Below are 19,714 nucleotides of genomic sequence, written 5' to 3'. Positions count from 1 at the left end.
AAACCCCCATTACCACGTTTAGTGTCAAATAGCCGACTACTGAAGAAAAGACAGCAATCCCTTTTTCATTCTTTGCCATTCCCTGAGCAACACCCATGGCAAACAGCAATGGAATATTGTTAAAAATAATGCTTGTAATGGTTTGCAAGCTGGATAAAATAAGCTTCAGAACCTGGTTTCCCAAAAACGGGAATTTCTCTATCATGTAGGACTGCCCTAACGCACTGCAAATACCCATAACCATACCAATAGGTGCAAGAAGCGCGATTGGCAGAAGGAGAGACCGCCCAAATGTTTGGATGCTGTCTTTCCAGCTAGACTTTTTATTGCTCATATTTTTTCCCTTCCTTTGTTATGACATTGTGTGTTTAAGGCGCCTTTTAAACTGTGTACATTATGACAGATTCTATAAGTTGCTTCAAGGCAAAAAAATTACACTTTATTGTTGCGTTTAGTTACCCTTAACTTTATAATGAAACCATTATAAGCATAACAGCACTGGAGGAATGTATCATGGGATTAAGCTATAATGATTTAAGCCTGCTGCGGTATATACAAAAAAGACAGCACATTTCCCTTTCAAAGGTTGCCCTGCAGTTTCATAAGGATGAAATATCCATACGCCGGACCATCGAGCGGATCAACCTTTTCTCCCGCAAGCCCTTGGTGGAAATACAAAAGGGCTTCTGCCTAAGCCACTTAAACTACAAGGAATTTGTGGATTTTATCCAGCAGATCGCCATGACTGACTATAACAGTTCTTACATCGAGCGGATCCGCATCATGATCGTGACCATATTTTTCGACGGTTATGTCAATGCCTCTTCTCTATATGAAAACTGGGGACTTTCCCTGACCACAAAAAAGCAGGATACCGCCCATTTAAGGCAATTCCTGGCCGGGCACGGTCTCAGCCTTGTGACCTTAAAGAAAAAGGGGCTTACCATTGAAGGCGATGAACTGCAGCTTCGGTTTCTTGTCATCGACATCCTTCATCCCTTGTTAGAGTTTACGCCGGAAAACCGGATTGCGGTCCGCAGGGCCAATACTCCCCTGGAAAAACAATGCTACGATCTGGCAAATACCGATCTCCAGTCCGTCGCCCATCAGGCGGTGGAACGGCTGAACTTCTTTTTAACAGAATACAATCTGTCTATAAACTATCCTTCCAAAAAGTTTCTTCTGCTGTTTATCTGTATCATGGAAATCCGGCCTGTTGATGAATCCATGAAATTTTGTTACCGTCTGCCCCTGGCGCCATTAAATATCCGCTTTGTTGATGACATCAAGGAAAACAGGCTGTACAATGTGGCCTTCAGCATGATGAACTTTTCCCGCAGTCTGGATTTTCCATTTGACAAGCGGCTGTGGTATACCACCGAGCAATTTACGGAGCGGGTGGTGAGTCATTTAAAAAACCCTTTTACCATCCAGGAAGAATTCATCAATGAGCTTTACAACTATTTATACCGGGAAATCACCCTGGATCACTTTCATTGCACATTTGTGGATAAGACCGTAGAAAATACGAAAGAACAGTTTTCAGACCTGTATGAAACCATCAGAAAGTACGAGGTGTACTTTAAAGCTTCCTATAATTTTTCTTTCATGGATGAGCACCTTTCTACGCTGACCCTGCTGGTACAAAAACACATCCTCCGCAACCGTACCATAAACCGCCAGTATAAGAAAATCGTTGTGATGACCAGCATCAACTTTGAACGGGTCAGCTTTTTCCTGGAACAAACAAAGGAATACGTGGAACTGCAGTGGATGGGGACCTTAAATATTAACGAGATCCACAGACTGAAAGACTTGGATTATGATTATATCTTTTGCTTTTCGTCCCGGATTTTTAATATCCTTCATGCTCTTAACCTTCCTGTCATCCGCATGAATTTCTATGTAGACGATAGTGATATGAAGACCCTTCTGGCAAACGGCTTTTCCACGCGGAAGCACCGTTTCCTGACCACCAGCTTTGTGTCGGAAATCGGAGGAAAAAGCGAATCTGAAATGGAAGCATATCTGAAAGAAAATTACGGAGATTATTTTGTGTAAGAAGTCGAAGCAAGGACTTTTCTTCATGTAAAGCAACAAAAAAGCACCTGACTTTGTCTATGATAAATTATATGAAATCATCATAGACAAAGCGGTGCTTTTAGAAACCTAAAGCAATTCCTCTATTGACTCTCCAATCATATCCTGAGCTTTTTGCAAACCGAAATTATCAAGCACCGTTGCCCCGATCACTGCAAATGTATTCTGTTCCTTTAATTCCTCGCAGTTGGCATAAGAAGCCGAATAGGCCAGGAAAGGCACCTGCTCCTTTGTATGGTCGCTTCCCTTAAAGGTGGGATCATTGCCATGGTCTGCCGTAATCAGAAGCAGATCATCTTCATTTAAAATCGGTAAAAGTTCTCCCAGCTTTTCATCAAACCGTTCTAATTCAGCGCCATAGCCAATTGGATCCCGGCGGTGTCCCCACAGGGCATCAAAATCAACCAGGTTCACAAAGCACAGCCCGTTAAAATCTCTTTTCGCGATCTCTATGGTCTGTTCCATGCCATGAACACTGCTTTGGGATTTATTGCCTTCTGTAAGCCCTTCGCCATCGAAAATATCATAGATCTTTCCTACGCTGATCACATCTAAGCCTGCATCCTTTAATATATTAAGAGCAGTGGTTCCAAATGGCTTTAAGGCATAATCATGGCGGTTAGGAGTTCTTTTAAACTCGCCTTTCTTCCTGCCGACATAAGGTCTTGCAATGACCCTTCCTACCTTCCATTCGTCCCTTAAGGTAAGCTCTCTTGCAATCTCACAGCAGCGGTAAAGTTCCTGCAAGCCAAAGGTTTCCTCATTGGCACAAATTTGTAACACGGAATCTGCAGAAGTATAAACGATCATGTCCCCGGTAGCAATCTGATGCTCTCCCAGTTCATCCATGATCTCTGTACCACTGGCGGATTTATTTCCCACAATCTTGTGTCCGGTGCGTTTTTCCAGTTCATCAAGCAGTTCCTTTGGAAAACCTGTTTCCGTAAATGTTTGGAAGGGCTTTGTAATGTAAAGCCCCATCATTTCCCAATGACCTGTCATGGTGTCTTTTCCAACACTGGCTTCATTCAGTTTTCCATAATACGCCTTAGGCTCAGCGACAGGCTTTACATGCTTTAAGGAACGCAGGTTTCCCAAACCAAGCTTCTCCAAATTAGGCAGATTAAGATGATCCACTGTGGCATCAATATGGCCCAGGGTATCGCTGCCCACATCGCCGTACTCTGCGGCATTGTTCATAGCACCTATTCCCAAAGAATCAATTACAACTACAAATATACGTTTAAATCGTTTCATATTACCTCCCCGCGCTTTGATCGCAGCACAAACTTCTATATAGCACGCAAATAGTTACCTTCCAGGATCTGTTTATAGACCTGCTTAAAAAGCAATCTAATTATATGATGGAAGCTCGTCTGACTGTCCTGGGCAGAGACCACTTCCATGGAAAAGACCGGATCGGAAATTGTTAAAATAGCAGCGGCCTGTCTGCCGGCTATTATACACCCTCATCTGCCGCTATTATTTTATTCAATCTTTCCCTGTCTGACTCATGATATTTAAATTTGGATCCAGATATTCTTCATATCGTACCAAAAAGCGCCGCTAAGGATCAATTACAGGCTTTGCTGCTAATTCATCCATATAATCCACACAATCGGTATAGGATCTTGTAAGTTTATCTTTTGAGCACATCTTTTCCCCTTTATTATACAATTTTGTAGAATTTTTGCAATCTCTTTCTATATTTTTTATGAATATTCCAAACATATTCCTTTATTTTTCATGATACTCAAAATCATTCCTGCGCAGGATCATACCCAACTACAGTCCAGATTCCGGTATCATCCTGGCGGACAAGACGCTTTAAATAAACATACTTCACAACCGATTTTTCATCCTTGATTTCTGCAATAGCATCAACTCCATTATTTAAAATGATTTCGATATCTTCATAAGCAATGGGATAATCTCCCACAATGCCTTCCGGCGACAGCAGCAGGCTCGCAAATACCTGGGTCACAAAAACCGGATCCAGTTTCCACGGGGAATGACCTGCATCAACACTCTTCTGTTCATTTTCTTCCGCCGGCTGGTCCACTTTGACCTTGATCTTTGGCTCTCTCACAGTCTCAGTGCTTGCCGGTATCTCGACCTTTCCTTTGGAAAGACTCTCCGCAAAAATAGTCAGTTTCTCCAGCGGCACAGTTCCAAGTATACTGTATTCCATGCCGTCCTCCTGCCAGCGGATAGATCTGACCGGTTCTACGGTTATGATTTCGGCCTTGTTATGATTAACAGATCCAAGAATTGCAGCGGAAGAAGGTGCAAGGTCTTCTGATGTTTCTGACTGGGTAAGGAGAACGGCATATGCCGAATCTCCGGTGGAATAATACAACTTTACGGCCGCACGGTCTTTCTCTACGGCAATCCGATTCAGTGTATACCCTTCTGCTGCCCGATCCGGTAGTCTGGGGGTAAAGCCTGCCATCCTTTCTGCTTCTTCAAGGGAAGCCACCTCCTGCTCCAGATTCGTATCAACTTCTTCGTAACCGTCCGGCGCATCATAAACAAGAAGGTTCCGGGGAATTTCATCAATAAACTCCATGGAGGTATATTCCGCTTTTATCTGTATGCCATTTTGCATTGCTGAGACCCTTTGCAGAGGCAAGTCTGTCTCATCATCAACCCATAGGAAATATGGATCCCCTCCCTCCGGAGTGATTTGAAGCTTTGTGGTGTTTCTTCCATTGATGATCTCAAAACCGGCCTTTTTAACCGTTTGCGCCTTAGTAACACTATTTATTTCATTGCCTAGTTCAAAGGTAAAGACAGAAGCATCAGGAAACGCCGGTAAGAGGTAAGCAGTTTTTTTCTCCGGCTGGAGCTGCCACTTCTGTTCCCCATTGTTGGCGGTTATGGTGCCTTTAGAAGTCCCTTCAAGATCCATGATATAATAATTTCCCTTCTGATCCGCCCATACCTCCCTTTTTGACTGGGTTACGGTTTCCCCCAGGCCATTCGTCTCACTTACTTCCAGTATTCCATGATAGGCCTGGATTTCCTTCAGTGCATTTTCCATTGCATATACAATACCGGCATCCCGATTGGGAAGGAAATAATAGGCTGTTACGAAAAGCAATACAGCTGCGGCGGCTGAAGTGCAGATCAATGCAAACTTTCTGAGCTGGTTCCCTTGGGGCTTTCTTTTTGTCAAAGAATTAACAAGGCGCTGTTTAAACAAATCATCAGGATATTCCACCTCTCGAAGCAGTCTTGCTTTTCTGACAGCTGCAAGCAGAATCTCATCTTCTTCCTGCAATTTCTTATTATGTTCTCCGGGTTTCTTACCGGCATTTAAATGATCGATATATTGAGACAGTTTCCTTTCATCCATTTTATCTTTCCTCCTTCCCCTGTTCTGTTTCTAATAACTTCGCCAGGGCTTTTACCGCACGAAGCTGCAAAACACGAACAGCCCCTTCCTTTTTCTGCATCAGTTTTGCAGTTTCTGCCACCGTATAACCTTTGATGATTCGTAATTCAATAACCGTATGCTGTTCTTTGGTCAGACGGTTCATAGCCTCTTCCAGCCGGTTCTTTTCCGTTAATGAATCTGCGAAATCCTCCAAGGAGATTTCTTCTGGCTTCACATCCTCTATATTGATGCTGCTGCGCCGCTTTTTCGCCCTCCATTGATCACGAATGACATTCATCGCTATGAATTTTAAATATTTTTTGCATTCAAGGATCGTAACATCATTCCTGTTCAGAAAAGAAATCGCCTTCACATAGGTTTCCTGTGTGATATCCTCCGCTTCTTCCCGATTTTGGACTTTATAATAAATGAAGCGGTACAGCTCCCGCCAGGTGTCCGCGCAAAGTCTTTCAATCATTTCCCTGTTGTCCTGTTTATTCCTCATTCCTGCCTCCATACTGCTGCAACATGGCATCCTGTATTTTCAATAGTTATTATAATCCGGATTATGGTACGTACATCTATTAAGACGTTCGATGCATATGAAATGTTACGTTTTGATCTTATATTTTGTAAAATACTATGTACTGAAATTACATATTTATAAATTCTTCATCCTATGCTGCCATTATAACAGCGGTCATGAGTCAGCTTTGACTCAAAGTTTCTCCTTTCTTTTTCATTGCCTCTTGTACTCACTTCTTCATTGACAAAAGACAAAGGAGGAATTAAGATGATTGTAATTGTAAGTAACCGGAATTCATATAAGCTTCGATAGAGGAAGCACAATTGATATCTTAAAGGGGAAGAGATGAAAATACGTGATGAATACACCTGCCCTTTGGAATTGACTCACGATATTACAAAAGGCAAATGGAAACCGATCATTTTATGGCAGCTGGGCAAGGGTGTTATGTCTTTGTCCCAACTTGAAAAAGACATTAAAGGCATCAGCCAAAAAATGCTTCTTGAACAGCTTAAAGAGCTATTGGATTATGGAATGATAGCAAAGCGTTCTTTTGAAGGATATCCGCTAAAAGTTGAATATTATTTGACAGAACGCGGCAAAAAGCTATTGGATGCCATAGGAATCATGCAAAGCATAGGAATTGATATTATGAAAGAAAATGACATGACCGATTTTTTAATAGAAAACGGTTTTATAGACTGAGTATACCCACAAAAATGTAAGTAATTTACTGCCCGCCTCGTATATGTTATAGTTTTATCATAAATAAATTCAGGAGGAATTTAAAATGATGAGGGATGCAGCGCAAACGATCGGCAATTTAATTGACAAGCAGGGTGTTTCTTTTATAAGCTCATTGGATGATGACGGGTTTCCTAATACGAAAGCAATGCTGCCGCCAAGAAAACGGGATGGGATCAAGACCTTTTATTTTACTACCAATACCTCCTCCATGCGCGTATCGCAATTTCGCAAAAACCCAAAGGCATGTATCTACTTTTGCGACAAACGGTTCTTTCGCGGGGTCATGCTAAAGGGTACCGTGGAAGTCTTAGAGGATGCAGCAAGCAAGGAAATGATCTGGCAGGAGGGAGACACTATGTATTATCCTCAAGGCGTTACTGATCCGGATTATTGTGTTCTTAAGTTCATTGCACAGACTGGCCGGTTTTATGCTAATTTCAATTCTGAAAATTTTCTTGTAGAATAGCCTTTGGTACAAGTAAAAGAGTCAACTAAAACTTTCATTTTAGTTGACTCTTTTACTCATATCATTTTTCATTTTTCGTTCAAAGCTACCAGAGATCCCCATCTCTTCCCGGTATTTGGCAATCACTCTGCGAGAAAGGTGATACCCCTTTTCACTAAGTAATTCTGCAAGCTTCGAATCGCTATGCGGCTTTTCTTTATTCTCGCCATTCACCAGTTCGCGTATTAATTCTTTGACGCCATCCGAATTAATCAAGCTGCCGTCACTTACGGGAACCGACGCAGAAAATAAGTTTTTCATCAGAATACAGCCTGCGGGAAACTGAAGATATTTGTCCTTAACAGCGCGGCTTATGGTGGAGGTACTAACGGACAGTCTTTCTGACATCTGTGTCATGGTACACGGTTTCAGTTTCCCGGAATACCGGAAAAACTCATCCTGCTCTTCCAATATTGCATTTGTTATTTGAATGATCGTCTTGCGCCTCTGTTCAACTGCATGAATGAGAAATTTCGCCCGCTCTAACTTTTTCTTAAAGTATTCAAAAAGCTCCTGCTCTTTTACTTCCGCCATCATCTGGAGATAGTAATCGTTTAATTGATAGTCTCCGCACCAATTATCATTGATTTCTACATTCCATTTTCCATCCGGGTCCATAGTAACGATAACATCCGGAATAATATACTGCTTTTCGTTCTCTCCAAACCCCTGCAGCGGCCTTGGATTTAAAGTACTTATAAGAGCAATATATCTCCTGGCCTGAGCCGATGAAATGTCCAATGCACGGGTGATTGAACTGATCTTCCCCTGAGATATGTCCGTTAAATGATGAGTGATCATATGTTTTAGATTTTCATCTTCCAATCCCAGTATTTTGATCTGAATTAATAAGCATTCTACCAGATCCTTAGCGAAAATACCGTATGGCTCCAACTTTTTTAAATCTGATAAGCAGTCTTCGATCACCTGCTCATTCACACCGGTCAACTGTGCAAGCTCCGGAACCTCCAAATCGATAAACCCATTACGATCCAGGCTCTGAATTAAAAAATCAATCACTCTTAATTGTTTATCCGTGTAACGTTCTAACTCCAGCTGCTCATAAACATAGGTATAAATATTTTTCGTATTTGAATTATCAAACTCCTGGCTGCTGCTCTCATTCCCTTCTTCTAAAAATCCTGCAGCATTTTTTAATGGCTTGCAGTAATTTGATTGATACCACGCTTGATAATCTTCCTGAGTATAAGATTCGGCTCTGGAATTTGTCTGTTCCAGTAAAGGATTTTCCATATATTCATTTTCCATATGCCGGCTAAGCTCACTATTGCATAATGCAAGCAATTCCAGTGAAGATATCTGGTTTTGAGATAACAGCTGACGTTGTTCAACAGTTAATTTATGTTTCATGGCAACCTCCCTTTGCAACCATTGCGTTAGAAATATTATACCACACAGCAGTCTGAGTAAAAAGAGCGAAGTTTTATATCACCTCGCTCACTTTTATCACGGAGAACGTTACGTTATTCATTCAAGGATTGTAACCCCATCAATTAATTCCTTTTCAAATTCCACCCTATGATGCTTCGTGTATAATCCCGGCGCTCCTCCTGTATGGATCATGATGATCTTCTCACCTTTTTTGATTTTCCCTTCCTTAACCATATCAATGATTGCGGCAAAACATTTTCCTGTGTAACAGGGATCAAGCAGGATAGCTTCTTTTCCTGCCATCAGACGAACCGCATCTCTTACCTCCTTTGAAGGCAGATTGTATCCGTCCCGGACATAATCTTTTTCAATATCAAAATCTTTTCGTCCGGCACTTATTTTCATTCCATACTTTTCTTTTACGCTGTCAAACAGTTCAACAATGCTATGCTCTTTGTAATCATCAAATGGGGAAATCGCCACACCGGTTAATGCCAGGCCGGAGCCTTCATTATGGAATCCACAATACAGGCCCATATAGGTCCCTAAACTGCCTGCTGCAGATATAACCCGTGCATCTCCGATTCCCATGTCAGCCGCCTGCTTTGTAAGCTCAACTGCACATTCATAGTATCCCAGGATGCCGACATCATCGGAACCGCCAAGGGGTATGTAATAAACGGTCTCTCCCTGGGCCTCATATTTTCTGATTGTGTCCCTGACCAACTCTTTATACTGTTCAGGGGATGGACGGCCGTCATCCTTTTTAATGATCACTTCAGCTCCCATTAACCGGTCCAACAGTAAGTTTGCCGACAATTCTCCCGGGTAATCCCCAATTGTAACAATCGCACACCTCATATTGTACTTAGCCGCCACAGCCGCTGTCAACCGGCCATGATTTGTTTGTACTCCGCCCTCAGTTATAAGCATGGTCGCACCTTTGTTTTGTGCTTCTTTTAAAATATACTCCAGCTTTCGAAGCTTATTGCCTCCCATGCCCAGACCAGTCATATCATCACGCTTAAGATACATTTGGATCCCTAATTCTTCTGATATATTTTTAAGATACTCCAAAGGAGTGGGTAAATTCAGTAATGAGACTTTCTCTTGACCTAAAACCATATTAATACCTCCTTAAACTGCCGATGCTATAAAAAACCCGGTCTTATGTATATTACATGTGACAATGAGCGTATATATTCCAGTTACTCCCCAATCATGATCTAAACAATTTCCCGGTCCGTCTCACGCATTCCTTCCTTACTAAGACGTCCGGCATTACGTATGGTCTCCTCAACATCACGGTTAATAATTCCTTCACCAGAACGGAAATCACAGGCACTGAAACTGTAATCTCCTGATTGCCGCTGCCGGAGTTAATGATTACCGGAAGTCCACAGCCGCTCATTCGTGCATCACTGCCGGCCGCTGTCTTGGCAATTGCACAAAGCGGGGTTTATATGGAAGTTTCCTATATACCCCGCTTTTCTTTAATTTAAATTCCGCTCACCTTTTATGGATATTACAGTTTTTCCAATACCTCATCTAAGTCTAAGGTTTTAGTTCCGTCTTCAAGAATAAAAAACGGAATTCCAATACCGCCGTTTCTTTTAACCGCTTCATATACCGGTTCCGATTCACGAGCAGCAAGATATGCTTTTAAATCCTTTAAATCCGCGGATAAATTTTTAAAATCTACGCCGGCTTTCCTATCGGTCAGCTTATTCAGCGCGTAAAGTGTATCTGGACATAAGTGGCTTCCAATAATCGTTATTTTCATAGGTATCTTTCCTCTCTTTTATGCAGTAATATCTGGCTTTTCGACGAATTCTATGTTGTTGCCTGTTATGTGATGATTTATCCATTCTTTCCCTTCAACCATTCTGGCTACCATCATGGAAGCAATGGCATCACCAGATGAATTTAAGCAGGTGGCAGCAGGATCAAACAGGAAACCTAAGGTTGCAATTAACGGAAATGCCTCTGGTGGAAAACCAAAAAGACCGACGATCAGCATTTCGCCTACCAAACCTCCACCCGGCGCACCGGATAATACAAATGCGGATAAAATCGCTACGACAATTGACATGGCATATGTTCCGACTCCTGTAAACGGTTGATGAAACACTCCAAACAAAAATGCGATCTTAACAATTGCAGATAAAACCGAACCGTCCATATGCATGGTTGCTCCCATTGGAAGAACAATCTCTCTAATATCCTTTGGAACTCCCATTTTGTCACAAGCATCCAGATTTACAGGCAGAGCAGCCATTGAGCTTTGAGTTGCAAAAGCAGTCAATGCGGGGGTAGGAACAAATTTCATCATACGGCGAACCGCTTCTTTTCCACCTGCCATATAAGAATACAACGGGAAGAATATTACTACATAAATCAAGCAAAGTGGATAATACAAGATCATGGAACGGCCGTAATCACCAATTAAACTTGGCCCAAACTCACCTACTAAGTTGGCAAAATATGCACCCAGACCGATCGGAGCAAATTTCATGATTAAATTGACCATCTTCATGATGACATTATTTAAGTTCGTAAGCATTTTTCCAACAGGACTCTCATCACCGCCGCATGCACTTACACAGAATCCAAACATGACAGAGAAAATAATCAACGGAAGCATGTTCTGGCGGCTTAAAAGTTCCGGAAAATCGGAAACGGTAAGCGCTCCCACAATCATGTCACCAACAGCGGCAGCTTCTCCGACCTCCGATGCACCCATAGCAATTGAGGTGCTTGCCGCAGGCGGGAATATATTCACTGCAAACAGAACCAGCACAGCTGCGACAGCGCCGGTGCCGATAAAAACGACGATAAGATTCACTAAAATACTACCAAGACGCTTCATATTTACCATGCTTCCCACAGCACTGGAAATAGAAACCATGACCATCGGAACAACGATTGTAAACATCAAGTTAAGGAAAATATCGCCAAGGGGCTTAACAATTGCAGCCTTCTCACCTGCAACCAGTCCAAAACCTGATCCGATCAGGATTCCCAGCACTAGCAGGATAGGGAAACGATAGCTTTTCCAGATATCTTTTTTATTCATAAGTACACTTCTCCTTTTTACCCCATAAATTTGATTTTAAGTGACTTTTATAATTTCTTTATCTTAAAGACGATTTACCGCATCCTCCAGCTGTTTCATGGCTTTTTCCAGCACGCTTCTCGGACATGCTGCATTTAATCTCATATAGCCGGAAAGGCTCCGGCCAAAGGTATAGCCTTCATTTAATCCCAATTTTGCATCTTCAATCATAAATTTTCTTAATCTTTCATTATTCATTCCCAATTCCCGGCAATCCAGCCATACCAGATAAGTAGCATCCGGTACATTGGGTTTGATTTTAGGAATGTACTTCTCACAATAATCTCTGATAAACTCAAAGTTTTCAGAAAGATATGGAAGCAATTGCTCTAACCACTCTTCCCCCTTATTAAACGCCGCTTCCATGGCTACGGAGCTGAATGCATTATTCCTGTGAATGTCTAAATTCATCCAGAACTTATCAAAAGCAGCCTTCATCTCCAGGTTCGGGAAAACATTCGTTGATGCCTGTAATCCTGCAAGATTAAATGTCTTAGTACCAGAAATACAACTTATGACATGATCTCTGGCCGTTTCTGATATCATAGCGGTTGGAATATGTTTCTTGCCATGAAACACCAGATCAGAATGTATTTCGTCAGAAACCATCAGCACATCATTGGCATGGCAAATCTCAAACATCTTCTGCAGCTGCTCTTTCGTCCAGACGATCCCAAGAGGATTATGGGGGCTGCACAAAAGAAAGATTTTCACATTTGGATCTTTTGCTTTCTCCTCAAAATCTTCGAAATCAATCGTCCATGTTCCATCCTGTTCAACCAGTTGGTTCTCAACTACGTTTCTTTCCCATGCCTCCGTAATATCGTAAAATTCAGAATACACGGGAGTCTGAATCATAATGGAATCCCCTTTCCTGGTAAACACCTTGACAATTGCAGACATTGCAGGTACGACTCCCAGGCTCCAGCTTACTTTTTCCTTGTCAATCTTCCAGCCATGCCTACGGAACTGCCAGCCAAGGATTGCATCAAAATAGGAGTCAGGCCGATATGTATATCCCCAGATCCCTTCCATTGCTTTTTCCACGCATGCATCAATGATTGGCTGTGCCGTTTGAAAATCCATATCCGCGACCCATAGTGGAATCACATCCGCGGTACCAAACTTTTTTTGCCTCTCATCGTATTTTCCAGCGCGATTTTCACTTCGGTCAACTACGATGTCAAAATTATACTTCATATGAAGCTCCTTTCAGTTTTATATTTATATATAGAGCAACATACGTGCCAACTTTTTATGAAACAGAAAATATATTAATAAAAACGTAGAAAAAGCCTGTAAATGCTGCCTTTTCTACGTTTATCCTTTTTATATCATCTTGCAGGACTTTGCTGAGAAATAAAGATCATTTCTTCCTGGTATTTAATCGGTTTTAAATTGGTTGTTAATCGGTTATAATCTGGTTGTTAATGGATTATAATATGGTCGTATGCCAGATTATTTTAGGCAATTAATTGCTCATCCAATCGACTCCTTTTTTGGTAATGCTGCTTCCTCCTCTGCCCTTTGTAACAATTACATACCCGTTATCCTCTAATCTGCCTAATATTTTACGCACCTGAGGCTGAGTTAACTTTACCCTGCGCTTCTGCGCCTCCAACAGTATTTTATCCCGTCCGATGGACTGTCCCGTACGTTCTGCATTGTAAAGGATTTCCAGAATTACCCGTTCCTGTTCGGTGGGCATATGCGATGTATTCTGGTACCGGAGCGGCTGATCTGCGGCGTGCAGTTTAAACTCAGCATCTTTAATCCCATTCACCTCTTCTCCATGTTTACCTATACGAAAAACCGGAGGCAAATCAGCAACTGTTATGACGGTATGGCCGGTAAAACACAAATAATCTACCACATTACGCAGTTCCCGTATGTTTCCCGGCCACTGGTATGTGCGAAATAGTTCCTTGATCTCATCACTTAAACGGAATTTTCCTCCAAGTTCTTTTCGAAAACTATCCAGAATTAAGAATACATCTTCCACTCTCTTTCGAAGCGGAGGGATTAACACCGGCAATGCGTTCAGTCTGTAATAAAGATCCTGCCGGAACGTGCCTTCCGCCACCTTTTGCTCAAGCTCTTCATTTGTTGCCGCAACGATCCGCACATCAACATGAATAATTTGATTTCCCCCAACCCGCATGATTTCCCGCTCCTGCAATACACGCAGCAGCTTTACCTGCAGCGCAGGGCTCATGCCTTCCACTTCGTCCAAAAACAGTGTCCCTTGATGTGCGAACTCAAATAAACCTGGGCGGCCTCCCTTTTTCGCGCCGGTAAAAGCTCCTTCTTCATAACCGAACAGCTCACTTTCCAATAAATTTTCTGGCATAGCCGCACAGTTAATTGCCACAAAAGGCTGATCCCTGCGCTTTGACGCATTATGGACGGAGTGTGCAAACAGTTCCTTACCGGTTCCTGTTTCCCCAATTAACAAAACCGGAGATTCTGTGCAAGCCATTTTATTTAAGATAAATTTAGTCTTTAAGATAAGGTCGGACTCTCCGATCACATCATCAAAACAATATTTGGCTCTATGCCCCTGGCCCTTTTTCATCAATTGAACCCGAAGTTCATTTTGCCGGCGCTCCATCTCATTGAACTTCTGCAAGATGGCAAAGGCGCCAATACAGACATCCCGCCTTAACACCGGCCGCACATAAAGGCTTACCAGATTTCCTGCAACTCTCACAACTTGGGGATTCGTCTCCTTTTTCTCCTCCAAACATTTCCGGAATGGGATATAAGGAAATACTTCTTCCCCCATGTTTGTAAGACTAAGATTTTCAGGAACCCGGGTGATATCTACTGCATTTTTATTGATTGCATATATTTCTCCATGTTCATTTACCGCGATCACTCCCTGATCTAGTACTTCCATGAGAATATCAAACTGACTCTCCAATCTCCTGGAACGATTGAACATCTGGTCAAAATAATAGGTATTGGTACATACCGATTCCTGATACTGTTTAAACGCAGCTTCTTCCAGTAAATCGTCAAACCCCAGCCTGAACGCGGCTTCAATCATGGTATCGGCTGAGCAGGTTCTCTGTCCCAGATTTATAATTGTTGGAATTCCGCTTGGCACATAACGCTCTTCATCCGGAGTAACAGCAATCTCTGCCATATCAGTCAGCTTGCTTCCCGGTGCATAGAGTATAAACTTTAGATGAGTAATCCCCAGCTGTTCCAGCTGTGTCACTGCTTCCCTCGCCATAACCTCAGTGATATTAACAAAAATGACTTTTGTTCCCTTTGGGATCTCTTCCAGTTGGCGCACTGCCTCTTTAAAATAAGTAACCTGAACTTCCATCCGCTGTGCATCTGACGGAATGTATCGATTCGGATCCCCCATGGCATCAAAAGCATCCGTCGAGCCCATATACAAATCGCAGGGTTCCATATTCGCTGCCGTTCCATCCATCATGCTATAATTTCGTACAACAGCCCGTTCCCCAAACACCGACCGAACCTGCTGCGCATATGCTTTTCCCGCAAATGGGTCTAATGCAATAACCGCAATACTCTTTTTCATGCTTTACCTTCCTGTGACGACAAAAGAATCCAACATCAGCTCACGCTACTCTCGCTCCTGTTGTCTCAAGTATAACACAGCAAAAAAAGCTGGTAAAGATATTACCTTTAGTATTTTTCACTTTCAGAAAGCTGGTTATCCGGTACCGTTAATGGCACTGTATCCTGACCGACCCTTAGCTTAAACTGTCTGACTAATTTCTTTAAAAGCTGAGCCTGTCCGGATAATTTCTCGCTGGCCGCAGCACTCTCTTCGGCAGTAACGGAGTTCGCCTGCACCACCTTGGATATCTGGTTGATCCCTTGAGTTACCTGTGCAACGGAAGATGCCTGTTCTTGAGAAACTGTAAAAATCTGTTGAACCAACCCAGTGGATATTCCTGATGATTCCACAATCCTCTCCAGTGAAGCCGCTGTCTCTTTTGCAGTGGACATCCCCTCCTGGACTGCCGTGATCGTTGCTTCTATCAGTGCCGCCGTATCATTGGAAGCTTCCGCAGATTTACCGGCCAGGTTCCGTACTTCATCCGCTACAACGGCAAAACCTTTTCCAGCCTCACCTACACGGGCAGCTTCCACGGCGGCGTTAAGTGCTAGAATATTGGTCTGAAAAGCAATGTCCTCAATGGTCCTGATGATCTTACTGATCTCAGCGGAAGAACTGTCAATCTGATTCATGGCTGCGGTCATACGGGCCATCTGCATTTTGCCATTTTCCAGTTCAAGAGCGGTTTCCCGTGATTGCAGGCTGGCTTGCTGCGCATTTTTTGCATTTCCGGTTACATAATCGGAAAGCTCACGAATAGTCGCAGCCAATTCTTCCACGGAAAAAGACTGCTCTGCAGCCCCCTGTGAAAGGGCCTTTGCATGGCCGGACACCTGCCGGCTTTCTGCAGCAACCTGATTGGCAGACTGATTCATCTGATTTAAAATATTGCTGAAGGTGCGGCTGAGTTTGCGTACAGAAAGCAAAATACCACAAAAGTCACCTGTATAGCTTGCCTCCGCCTGAGTATCTATATCAAAATTGCCATCTGCCATCTGCCCTAACAGATAGTCGATGTCATTTACAATTTTTTGCAGATTACCAGACATTTTAGCGAAGGAATCCGCCAATATTCCGATTTCATCCTGGGAGGAAATGACAAGCGGAACATTTAAATTTCCGTTCGATATGCTCTCCGCTGCCTGCACAATGGGCTGCATGGGTTTAAGCATTTTTTTCAAAAAGTATATGGTAAGCACAAGTAAAAGAAGCAGCGCTGCCATAGAAATAATCACTAACAGAACAACCGTTTTGGTCACTGCCTTATTCACATCCGATACACTTACCCCGGTGATAGACCACCATGTCTCACCGCTGGCTGAGATTGGAGCATAAAACTGTACGGTTTTTTCACCATCGTTACGGATCATCTCCATCTGAAACGGCTGGCCATTGGACATGATGCTCTCAATAGCTGGAATATCCTTGGGTTTTTTCATAAACTCGCCAATGGATTTCCCAACTCTACTGATATCCTCGCTGTTATAGATTATTGTACCTTTGTTGTCAAGAATGGTAGCGTACATGGATGGATATTTGGGGTTGGAGGACTCCACTTTCTTGAAATTACTGACATTAATATCCGCCAGCACCACCCCCTGCACTTCGGAGCCTTTCAAGATTGGAGAGGCATAAGATACCATGGTGATTCCATTGTACTCATATGGAGGGGTCACCGTGCTTTTTTTCGTAGTTGCAGCAGTTTTATAGTATTCCTCGTCAGAATAAGTACTGTAATTTCCAAAAGGCTCAATCACTCCCGATTCATTATTCTTTGTCACACGAAAGGCATAATCTCTAATATCGCTCTGGAACTTATAAAGTTCAAACATTGCCCCCACTCCCACTATATCCTCATTCATAATTACACTGTTTCTGGCAGTGGCGGTCAAAAAGGTCTCCACCTCATAGTTCAAAGGCGTCAGAGTCTGTCCATAAATGGAACTTTGAAACAGACTGGCGACAGCAGGGTCGGAAGGCAGTTTCATCCGCGCTGCTGAAAATCCCCCCTCCTGACAGGCATTTTCCAAATAGGCTTGCATATCATTTGCAACCATTCCGGCAGTATCAAATATTTGCTGGACTTCAATGCTGTTGGATTTGGCTATTGCAGTCAGCTCTCCTGATACGCCTGTTGTAATAGCACTGCCTGACACCATGGCAGTAACTGCAATCAGGATTAAAAAAATTACTGCAAGAAAAAAACCGATGACAACACCTAACTTTGATGCCAATTTCATCTTTTGATACATATCCTTCCCCTCCATACTCCTAATCTCCATTTTCATGGAATAGGCCGATCAATCCCCGGCTCCTGTTACTCCTCCTTCTCCATGGAAACAAGTGCCTGTCTCTCGTTTTATACCACCACGCCCTTTTTTAAAATGATGTTTGCGTATAGCGCCTTTTCACTTGTCATAATGACAACCGATGACTTCTCCTTTGTCTTTTCGTAAAATTTCCACTTATCGATTTCCTCAAAGCAGCCGGCGCCCCGATCATCATATTTTGCCACAATCTCTTTGTATTGCTCCCAAATGGGTGTTTCCACTTTATCTCCCGGAACCACCGCCATTAAAGTCACCGGATGCTCCTCATAAGTATCCAGAGGGAGCACCTGAAGGATTGCCGCCAATATCTCAGCCACGCCGTGTCCATCCATACGAATCACCTTCTGCCCATAGGTATGACCTGGAAAGTTCCCATCACCAATTGTCAGCTCATCCGTATGACCCATTTCACAAAGTACCTTTAACAGTTCCGGACTTAAAATTGCCGGTATTCCTATTAACATCTTTCTTCCTCCTTAGCCAGATAAAAATTCAGGGCTGCTGCCCGGAGATTTTCCATCGCCTGATGCAGCAGCCCGATTGATCAATTAGTTATTCCCTAGTCGTACAGATTCTGTATAATTTCTTCGTTATCCATATTATCAACGGTGTACCATTTACAGCCTGTATCCACGTCAGTTACTGCTTCACCCTTGGCAGCTTTCACTGCCAGTTCAACTGTCTGGTATCCGATCTCTACCGGTGCCTGGGTAACAGCGCCGGCCAGTCTGCCGTCTTTTACCGCATCCTTAATCATGGTACCGGAATCAAATGCAACACCGATTACTTCCTTCCCCAGTCTTCCTAAATTCTCATCACCTGTGATCAGGCCTTCTCCTGTCTTCTGGTTCGATGCGAATATGCAGATCGTATCATCTTTATTTAAGATTGTCTGTGCGTCTGTTGTCATCAGAGAGGCTTCAACCTTTGCAGGAACTGCAACATCCAGAATAACATCCGCAGAGTCGCCCTTGTCCGCTTTTGCGTCACTTACAAATTTTTCATTTCCGGTTACGCATACACTTTTTCCATCGGCTTCAATCAGTTCGGTAATCTTATTAATAAAACCAAGTCCGCGGCTGATAATGGATTCTGATGTGGCATCCTGGTTCAGAACTCCGATCCGGACACTACCAGTGGCTTTTGAAATGATATCCTTTACCAGAGGATATGTATTTTCGGCTGCTACTTCTCCTGCCTTGTAATTGTCCGTAGCCGCATTGGCCACTACGGAACCTGCCGGTGCATTTGGAACACCGGAGTCAAATCCTATGATCGGGATATTTGCATCCTGGGCTTCCTTAATGCTGTCGTTTAAAGCTGATACATCCAGGGCTGCCAGTCCAATTGCATTCGGCTGCATCTGAACCGCATTGTTCACCATCTGAACCTGCTGGGCAATATCCGATTCAGAATCCGGTCCCTGAAATTCCAGACGGACCCCCAATCCCTTTGCTGCGTTTTGAGCGCCCTTATATACTGCCTGCCAATATTGGGACTGAAATCCTTTTGCTACCAGATAAACAGTCATATCGCCGTTAGAAGCAGCTTCTGTGGCTGCAGGTGCCTGAGTACCTTCTGAGGTTTTAGCCTCTGTGACTGCAGGAGCTGCAGAGCTACTGCCCGTTGCTTTGCTTCCGCATCCGGCCAGGGCGGTGGCAATCATTGCCGTGCTCAGTAAAATTCCCAATACATTTCGTTTCATTTTTACTTCCTCCTCAAATTTAAATGATTAATTATGTAAATTCTTTCGAATCACATTCCCTGCACTGCGTTTAATTTTTCTTACGGTTTCTATATACATCAGCAAATACTGCGACAACTAATACTAGGCCTGTTGCTACCTGCTGATAGTGCGTCTGCAGCCCCACAAATGGCAGACCAGTTTTAAGTATTGAAATAATAAACACACCGATCATAGTACCCGCAATCGTACCGGTACCTCCTGCCATTGAGGTTCCTCCGATTACAACACCTGCAATGGCATCCATTTCAAATCCGGCTCCTCCGCCTGGAAGC

At 43.1% G+C, this 19,714-nt stretch carries 18 protein-coding genes and 1 pseudogene; 3 read left to right on the top strand and 16 right to left on the bottom strand.

The window, feature by feature from the left end; genetic code table 11:
- Positions 1 to 334: PTS transporter subunit EIIC (locus RT269_RS25895; protein ID WP_313186994.1), on the bottom strand; the 334-nt coding region annotated here is incomplete at its 3' end.
- A gap of 179 nt (positions 335 to 513) precedes the next feature.
- Between RT269_RS25895 and RT269_RS25890 the strand changes: the two genes are divergently transcribed.
- Entirely contained in the window at positions 514 to 2,061 is a 1,548-nt protein-coding gene (locus RT269_RS25890; protein WP_313186993.1) for a helix-turn-helix domain-containing protein, read from the top strand.
- Positions 2,062 to 2,169: 108 nt separating this feature from the next.
- Here the strand turns inward: RT269_RS25890 and RT269_RS25885 are convergent, their stop codons facing one another.
- The 3 genes from RT269_RS25885 to RT269_RS25875 form a co-directional block, all read right to left on the bottom strand.
- Positions 2,170 to 3,357, bottom strand: coding sequence for a phosphopentomutase (locus tag RT269_RS25885; protein WP_313186991.1), 1,188 nt, complete (start codon positions 3,355 to 3,357; stop codon positions 2,170 to 2,172).
- Between the two features lie 502 nt (positions 3,358 to 3,859).
- A complete protein-coding gene (locus RT269_RS25880) occupies positions 3,860 to 5,458 on the bottom strand; it encodes a hypothetical protein (protein ID WP_313186989.1) in 1,599 nt (532 codons plus the stop codon).
- A gap of 1 nt (position 5,459) precedes the next feature.
- On the bottom strand, positions 5,460 to 5,984 hold the full coding sequence (locus RT269_RS25875; protein ID WP_313186987.1) for an RNA polymerase sigma factor: 525 nt from the start codon (positions 5,982 to 5,984) through the stop codon (positions 5,460 to 5,462).
- A gap of 366 nt (positions 5,985 to 6,350) precedes the next feature.
- Here RT269_RS25875 and RT269_RS25870 point away from each other — a divergent pair, with 366 nt between their 5' ends.
- Positions 6,351 to 6,710 carry a winged helix-turn-helix transcriptional regulator gene (locus tag RT269_RS25870; protein WP_313186985.1) on the top strand — a complete coding sequence of 120 codons (360 nt, stop codon included), beginning with the start codon at positions 6,351 to 6,353 and terminating at the stop codon, positions 6,708 to 6,710.
- An 88-nt stretch (positions 6,711 to 6,798) separates the two neighbouring features.
- Complete coding sequence (locus RT269_RS25865) at positions 6,799 to 7,218, top strand: pyridoxamine 5'-phosphate oxidase family protein (RefSeq protein WP_334308561.1); 420 nt, start codon at positions 6,799 to 6,801, stop codon at positions 7,216 to 7,218.
- A gap of 39 nt (positions 7,219 to 7,257) precedes the next feature.
- Here RT269_RS25865 and rpoN read toward each other — a convergent pair whose 3' ends face one another.
- From rpoN to RT269_RS25810, 12 genes and pseudogenes are all read right to left on the bottom strand, one after another.
- Complete coding sequence (gene rpoN, locus RT269_RS25860) at positions 7,258 to 8,628, bottom strand: RNA polymerase factor sigma-54 (protein ID WP_313186981.1); 1,371 nt, start codon at positions 8,626 to 8,628, stop codon at positions 7,258 to 7,260.
- Between the two features lie 117 nt (positions 8,629 to 8,745).
- Entirely contained in the window at positions 8,746 to 9,774 is a 1,029-nt protein-coding gene (locus RT269_RS25855) for a 1-aminocyclopropane-1-carboxylate deaminase/D-cysteine desulfhydrase (RefSeq protein ID WP_313186979.1), read from the bottom strand.
- A gap of 101 nt (positions 9,775 to 9,875) precedes the next feature.
- Complete coding sequence (locus RT269_RS30280; RefSeq protein ID WP_334308560.1) at positions 9,876 to 9,938, bottom strand: hypothetical protein; 63 nt, start codon at positions 9,936 to 9,938, stop codon at positions 9,876 to 9,878.
- Between the two features lie 23 nt (positions 9,939 to 9,961).
- Positions 9,962 to 10,096: pseudogene (locus RT269_RS30275) on the bottom strand (L-serine ammonia-lyase, iron-sulfur-dependent, subunit alpha); the annotation flags it as partial.
- A 78-nt stretch (positions 10,097 to 10,174) separates the two neighbouring features.
- Positions 10,175 to 10,432 (bottom strand): glutaredoxin, encoded by a 258-nt coding sequence (locus RT269_RS25845; protein ID WP_313186978.1) that lies wholly within the window; start codon positions 10,430 to 10,432, stop codon positions 10,175 to 10,177.
- Positions 10,433 to 10,450: 18 nt separating this feature from the next.
- Positions 10,451 to 11,725 carry a dicarboxylate/amino acid:cation symporter gene (locus RT269_RS25840; RefSeq protein ID WP_313186976.1) on the bottom strand — a complete coding sequence of 425 codons (1,275 nt, stop codon included), beginning with the start codon at positions 11,723 to 11,725 and terminating at the stop codon, positions 10,451 to 10,453.
- A 63-nt stretch (positions 11,726 to 11,788) separates the two neighbouring features.
- Positions 11,789 to 12,964 carry a MalY/PatB family protein gene (locus RT269_RS25835; RefSeq protein WP_313186974.1) on the bottom strand — a complete coding sequence of 392 codons (1,176 nt, stop codon included), beginning with the start codon at positions 12,962 to 12,964 and terminating at the stop codon, positions 11,789 to 11,791.
- A gap of 271 nt (positions 12,965 to 13,235) precedes the next feature.
- Positions 13,236 to 15,320 (bottom strand): sigma 54-interacting transcriptional regulator, encoded by a 2,085-nt coding sequence (locus RT269_RS25830; protein ID WP_313186973.1) that lies wholly within the window; start codon positions 15,318 to 15,320, stop codon positions 13,236 to 13,238.
- Between the two features lie 107 nt (positions 15,321 to 15,427).
- Positions 15,428 to 17,617, bottom strand: a complete 2,190-nt coding sequence (locus RT269_RS25825) for a methyl-accepting chemotaxis protein (protein ID WP_312448325.1) — start codon at positions 17,615 to 17,617, stop codon at positions 15,428 to 15,430.
- Between the two features lie 107 nt (positions 17,618 to 17,724).
- Positions 17,725 to 18,159, bottom strand: coding sequence for an RbsD/FucU family protein (locus RT269_RS25820; protein ID WP_313186971.1), 435 nt, complete (start codon positions 18,157 to 18,159; stop codon positions 17,725 to 17,727).
- Between the two features lie 95 nt (positions 18,160 to 18,254).
- Positions 18,255 to 19,400 carry a substrate-binding domain-containing protein gene (locus RT269_RS25815; protein WP_313186969.1) on the bottom strand — a complete coding sequence of 382 codons (1,146 nt, stop codon included), beginning with the start codon at positions 19,398 to 19,400 and terminating at the stop codon, positions 18,255 to 18,257.
- 70 nt (positions 19,401 to 19,470) lie between these two features.
- A partial coding sequence (locus RT269_RS25810; protein WP_442913837.1) for an ABC transporter permease occupies positions 19,471 to 19,714 on the bottom strand: 244 nt, incomplete at its 5' end.

Source organism: Lacrimispora sp., from assembly GCF_032078915.1.
GTDB lineage: Bacteria > Bacillota > Clostridia > Lachnospirales > Lachnospiraceae > Lacrimispora.
This window is presented reverse-complemented; position numbering and strand designations above follow the sequence as displayed.

Bases quoted from the DNA above. Each gene is read 5' to 3' on its own strand.
- RT269_RS25820 (WP_313186971.1), bottom strand. From the start codon at position 18,159: ATGTTAATAGGAATACCGGCAATTTTAAGTCCGGAACTGTTAAAGGTA.
- RT269_RS25840 (WP_313186976.1), bottom strand. From the start codon at position 11,725: ATGAATAAAAAAGATATCTGGAAAAGCTATCGTTTCCCTATCCTGCTA.
- RT269_RS25880 (WP_313186989.1), bottom strand. From the start codon at position 5,458: ATGGATGAAAGGAAACTGTCTCAATATATCGATCATTTAAATGCCGGT.
- RT269_RS25890 (WP_313186993.1), top strand. From the start codon at position 514: ATGGGATTAAGCTATAATGATTTAAGCCTGCTGCGGTATATACAAAAA.
- RT269_RS25870 (WP_313186985.1), top strand. From the start codon at position 6,351: ATGAAAATACGTGATGAATACACCTGCCCTTTGGAATTGACTCACGAT.
- RT269_RS25830 (WP_313186973.1), bottom strand. From the start codon at position 15,320: ATGAAAAAGAGTATTGCGGTTATTGCATTAGACCCATTTGCGGGAAAA.
- RT269_RS25815 (WP_313186969.1), bottom strand. From the start codon at position 19,400: ATGAAACGAAATGTATTGGGAATTTTACTGAGCACGGCAATGATTGCC.
- RT269_RS25855 (WP_313186979.1), bottom strand. From the start codon at position 9,774: ATGGTTTTAGGTCAAGAGAAAGTCTCATTACTGAATTTACCCACTCCT.
- RT269_RS25865 (WP_334308561.1), top strand. From the start codon at position 6,799: ATGAGGGATGCAGCGCAAACGATCGGCAATTTAATTGACAAGCAGGGT.
- rpoN (WP_313186981.1), bottom strand. From the start codon at position 8,628: ATGAAACATAAATTAACTGTTGAACAACGTCAGCTGTTATCTCAAAAC.
- RT269_RS25845 (WP_313186978.1), bottom strand. From the start codon at position 10,432: ATGAAAATAACGATTATTGGAAGCCACTTATGTCCAGATACACTTTAC.
- RT269_RS25875 (WP_313186987.1), bottom strand. From the start codon at position 5,984: ATGAGGAATAAACAGGACAACAGGGAAATGATTGAAAGACTTTGCGCG.
- RT269_RS25835 (WP_313186974.1), bottom strand. From the start codon at position 12,964: ATGAAGTATAATTTTGACATCGTAGTTGACCGAAGTGAAAATCGCGCT.
- RT269_RS25885 (WP_313186991.1), bottom strand. From the start codon at position 3,357: ATGAAACGATTTAAACGTATATTTGTAGTTGTAATTGATTCTTTGGGA.
- RT269_RS25825 (WP_312448325.1), bottom strand. From the start codon at position 17,617: ATGTATCAAAAGATGAAATTGGCATCAAAGTTAGGTGTTGTCATCGGT.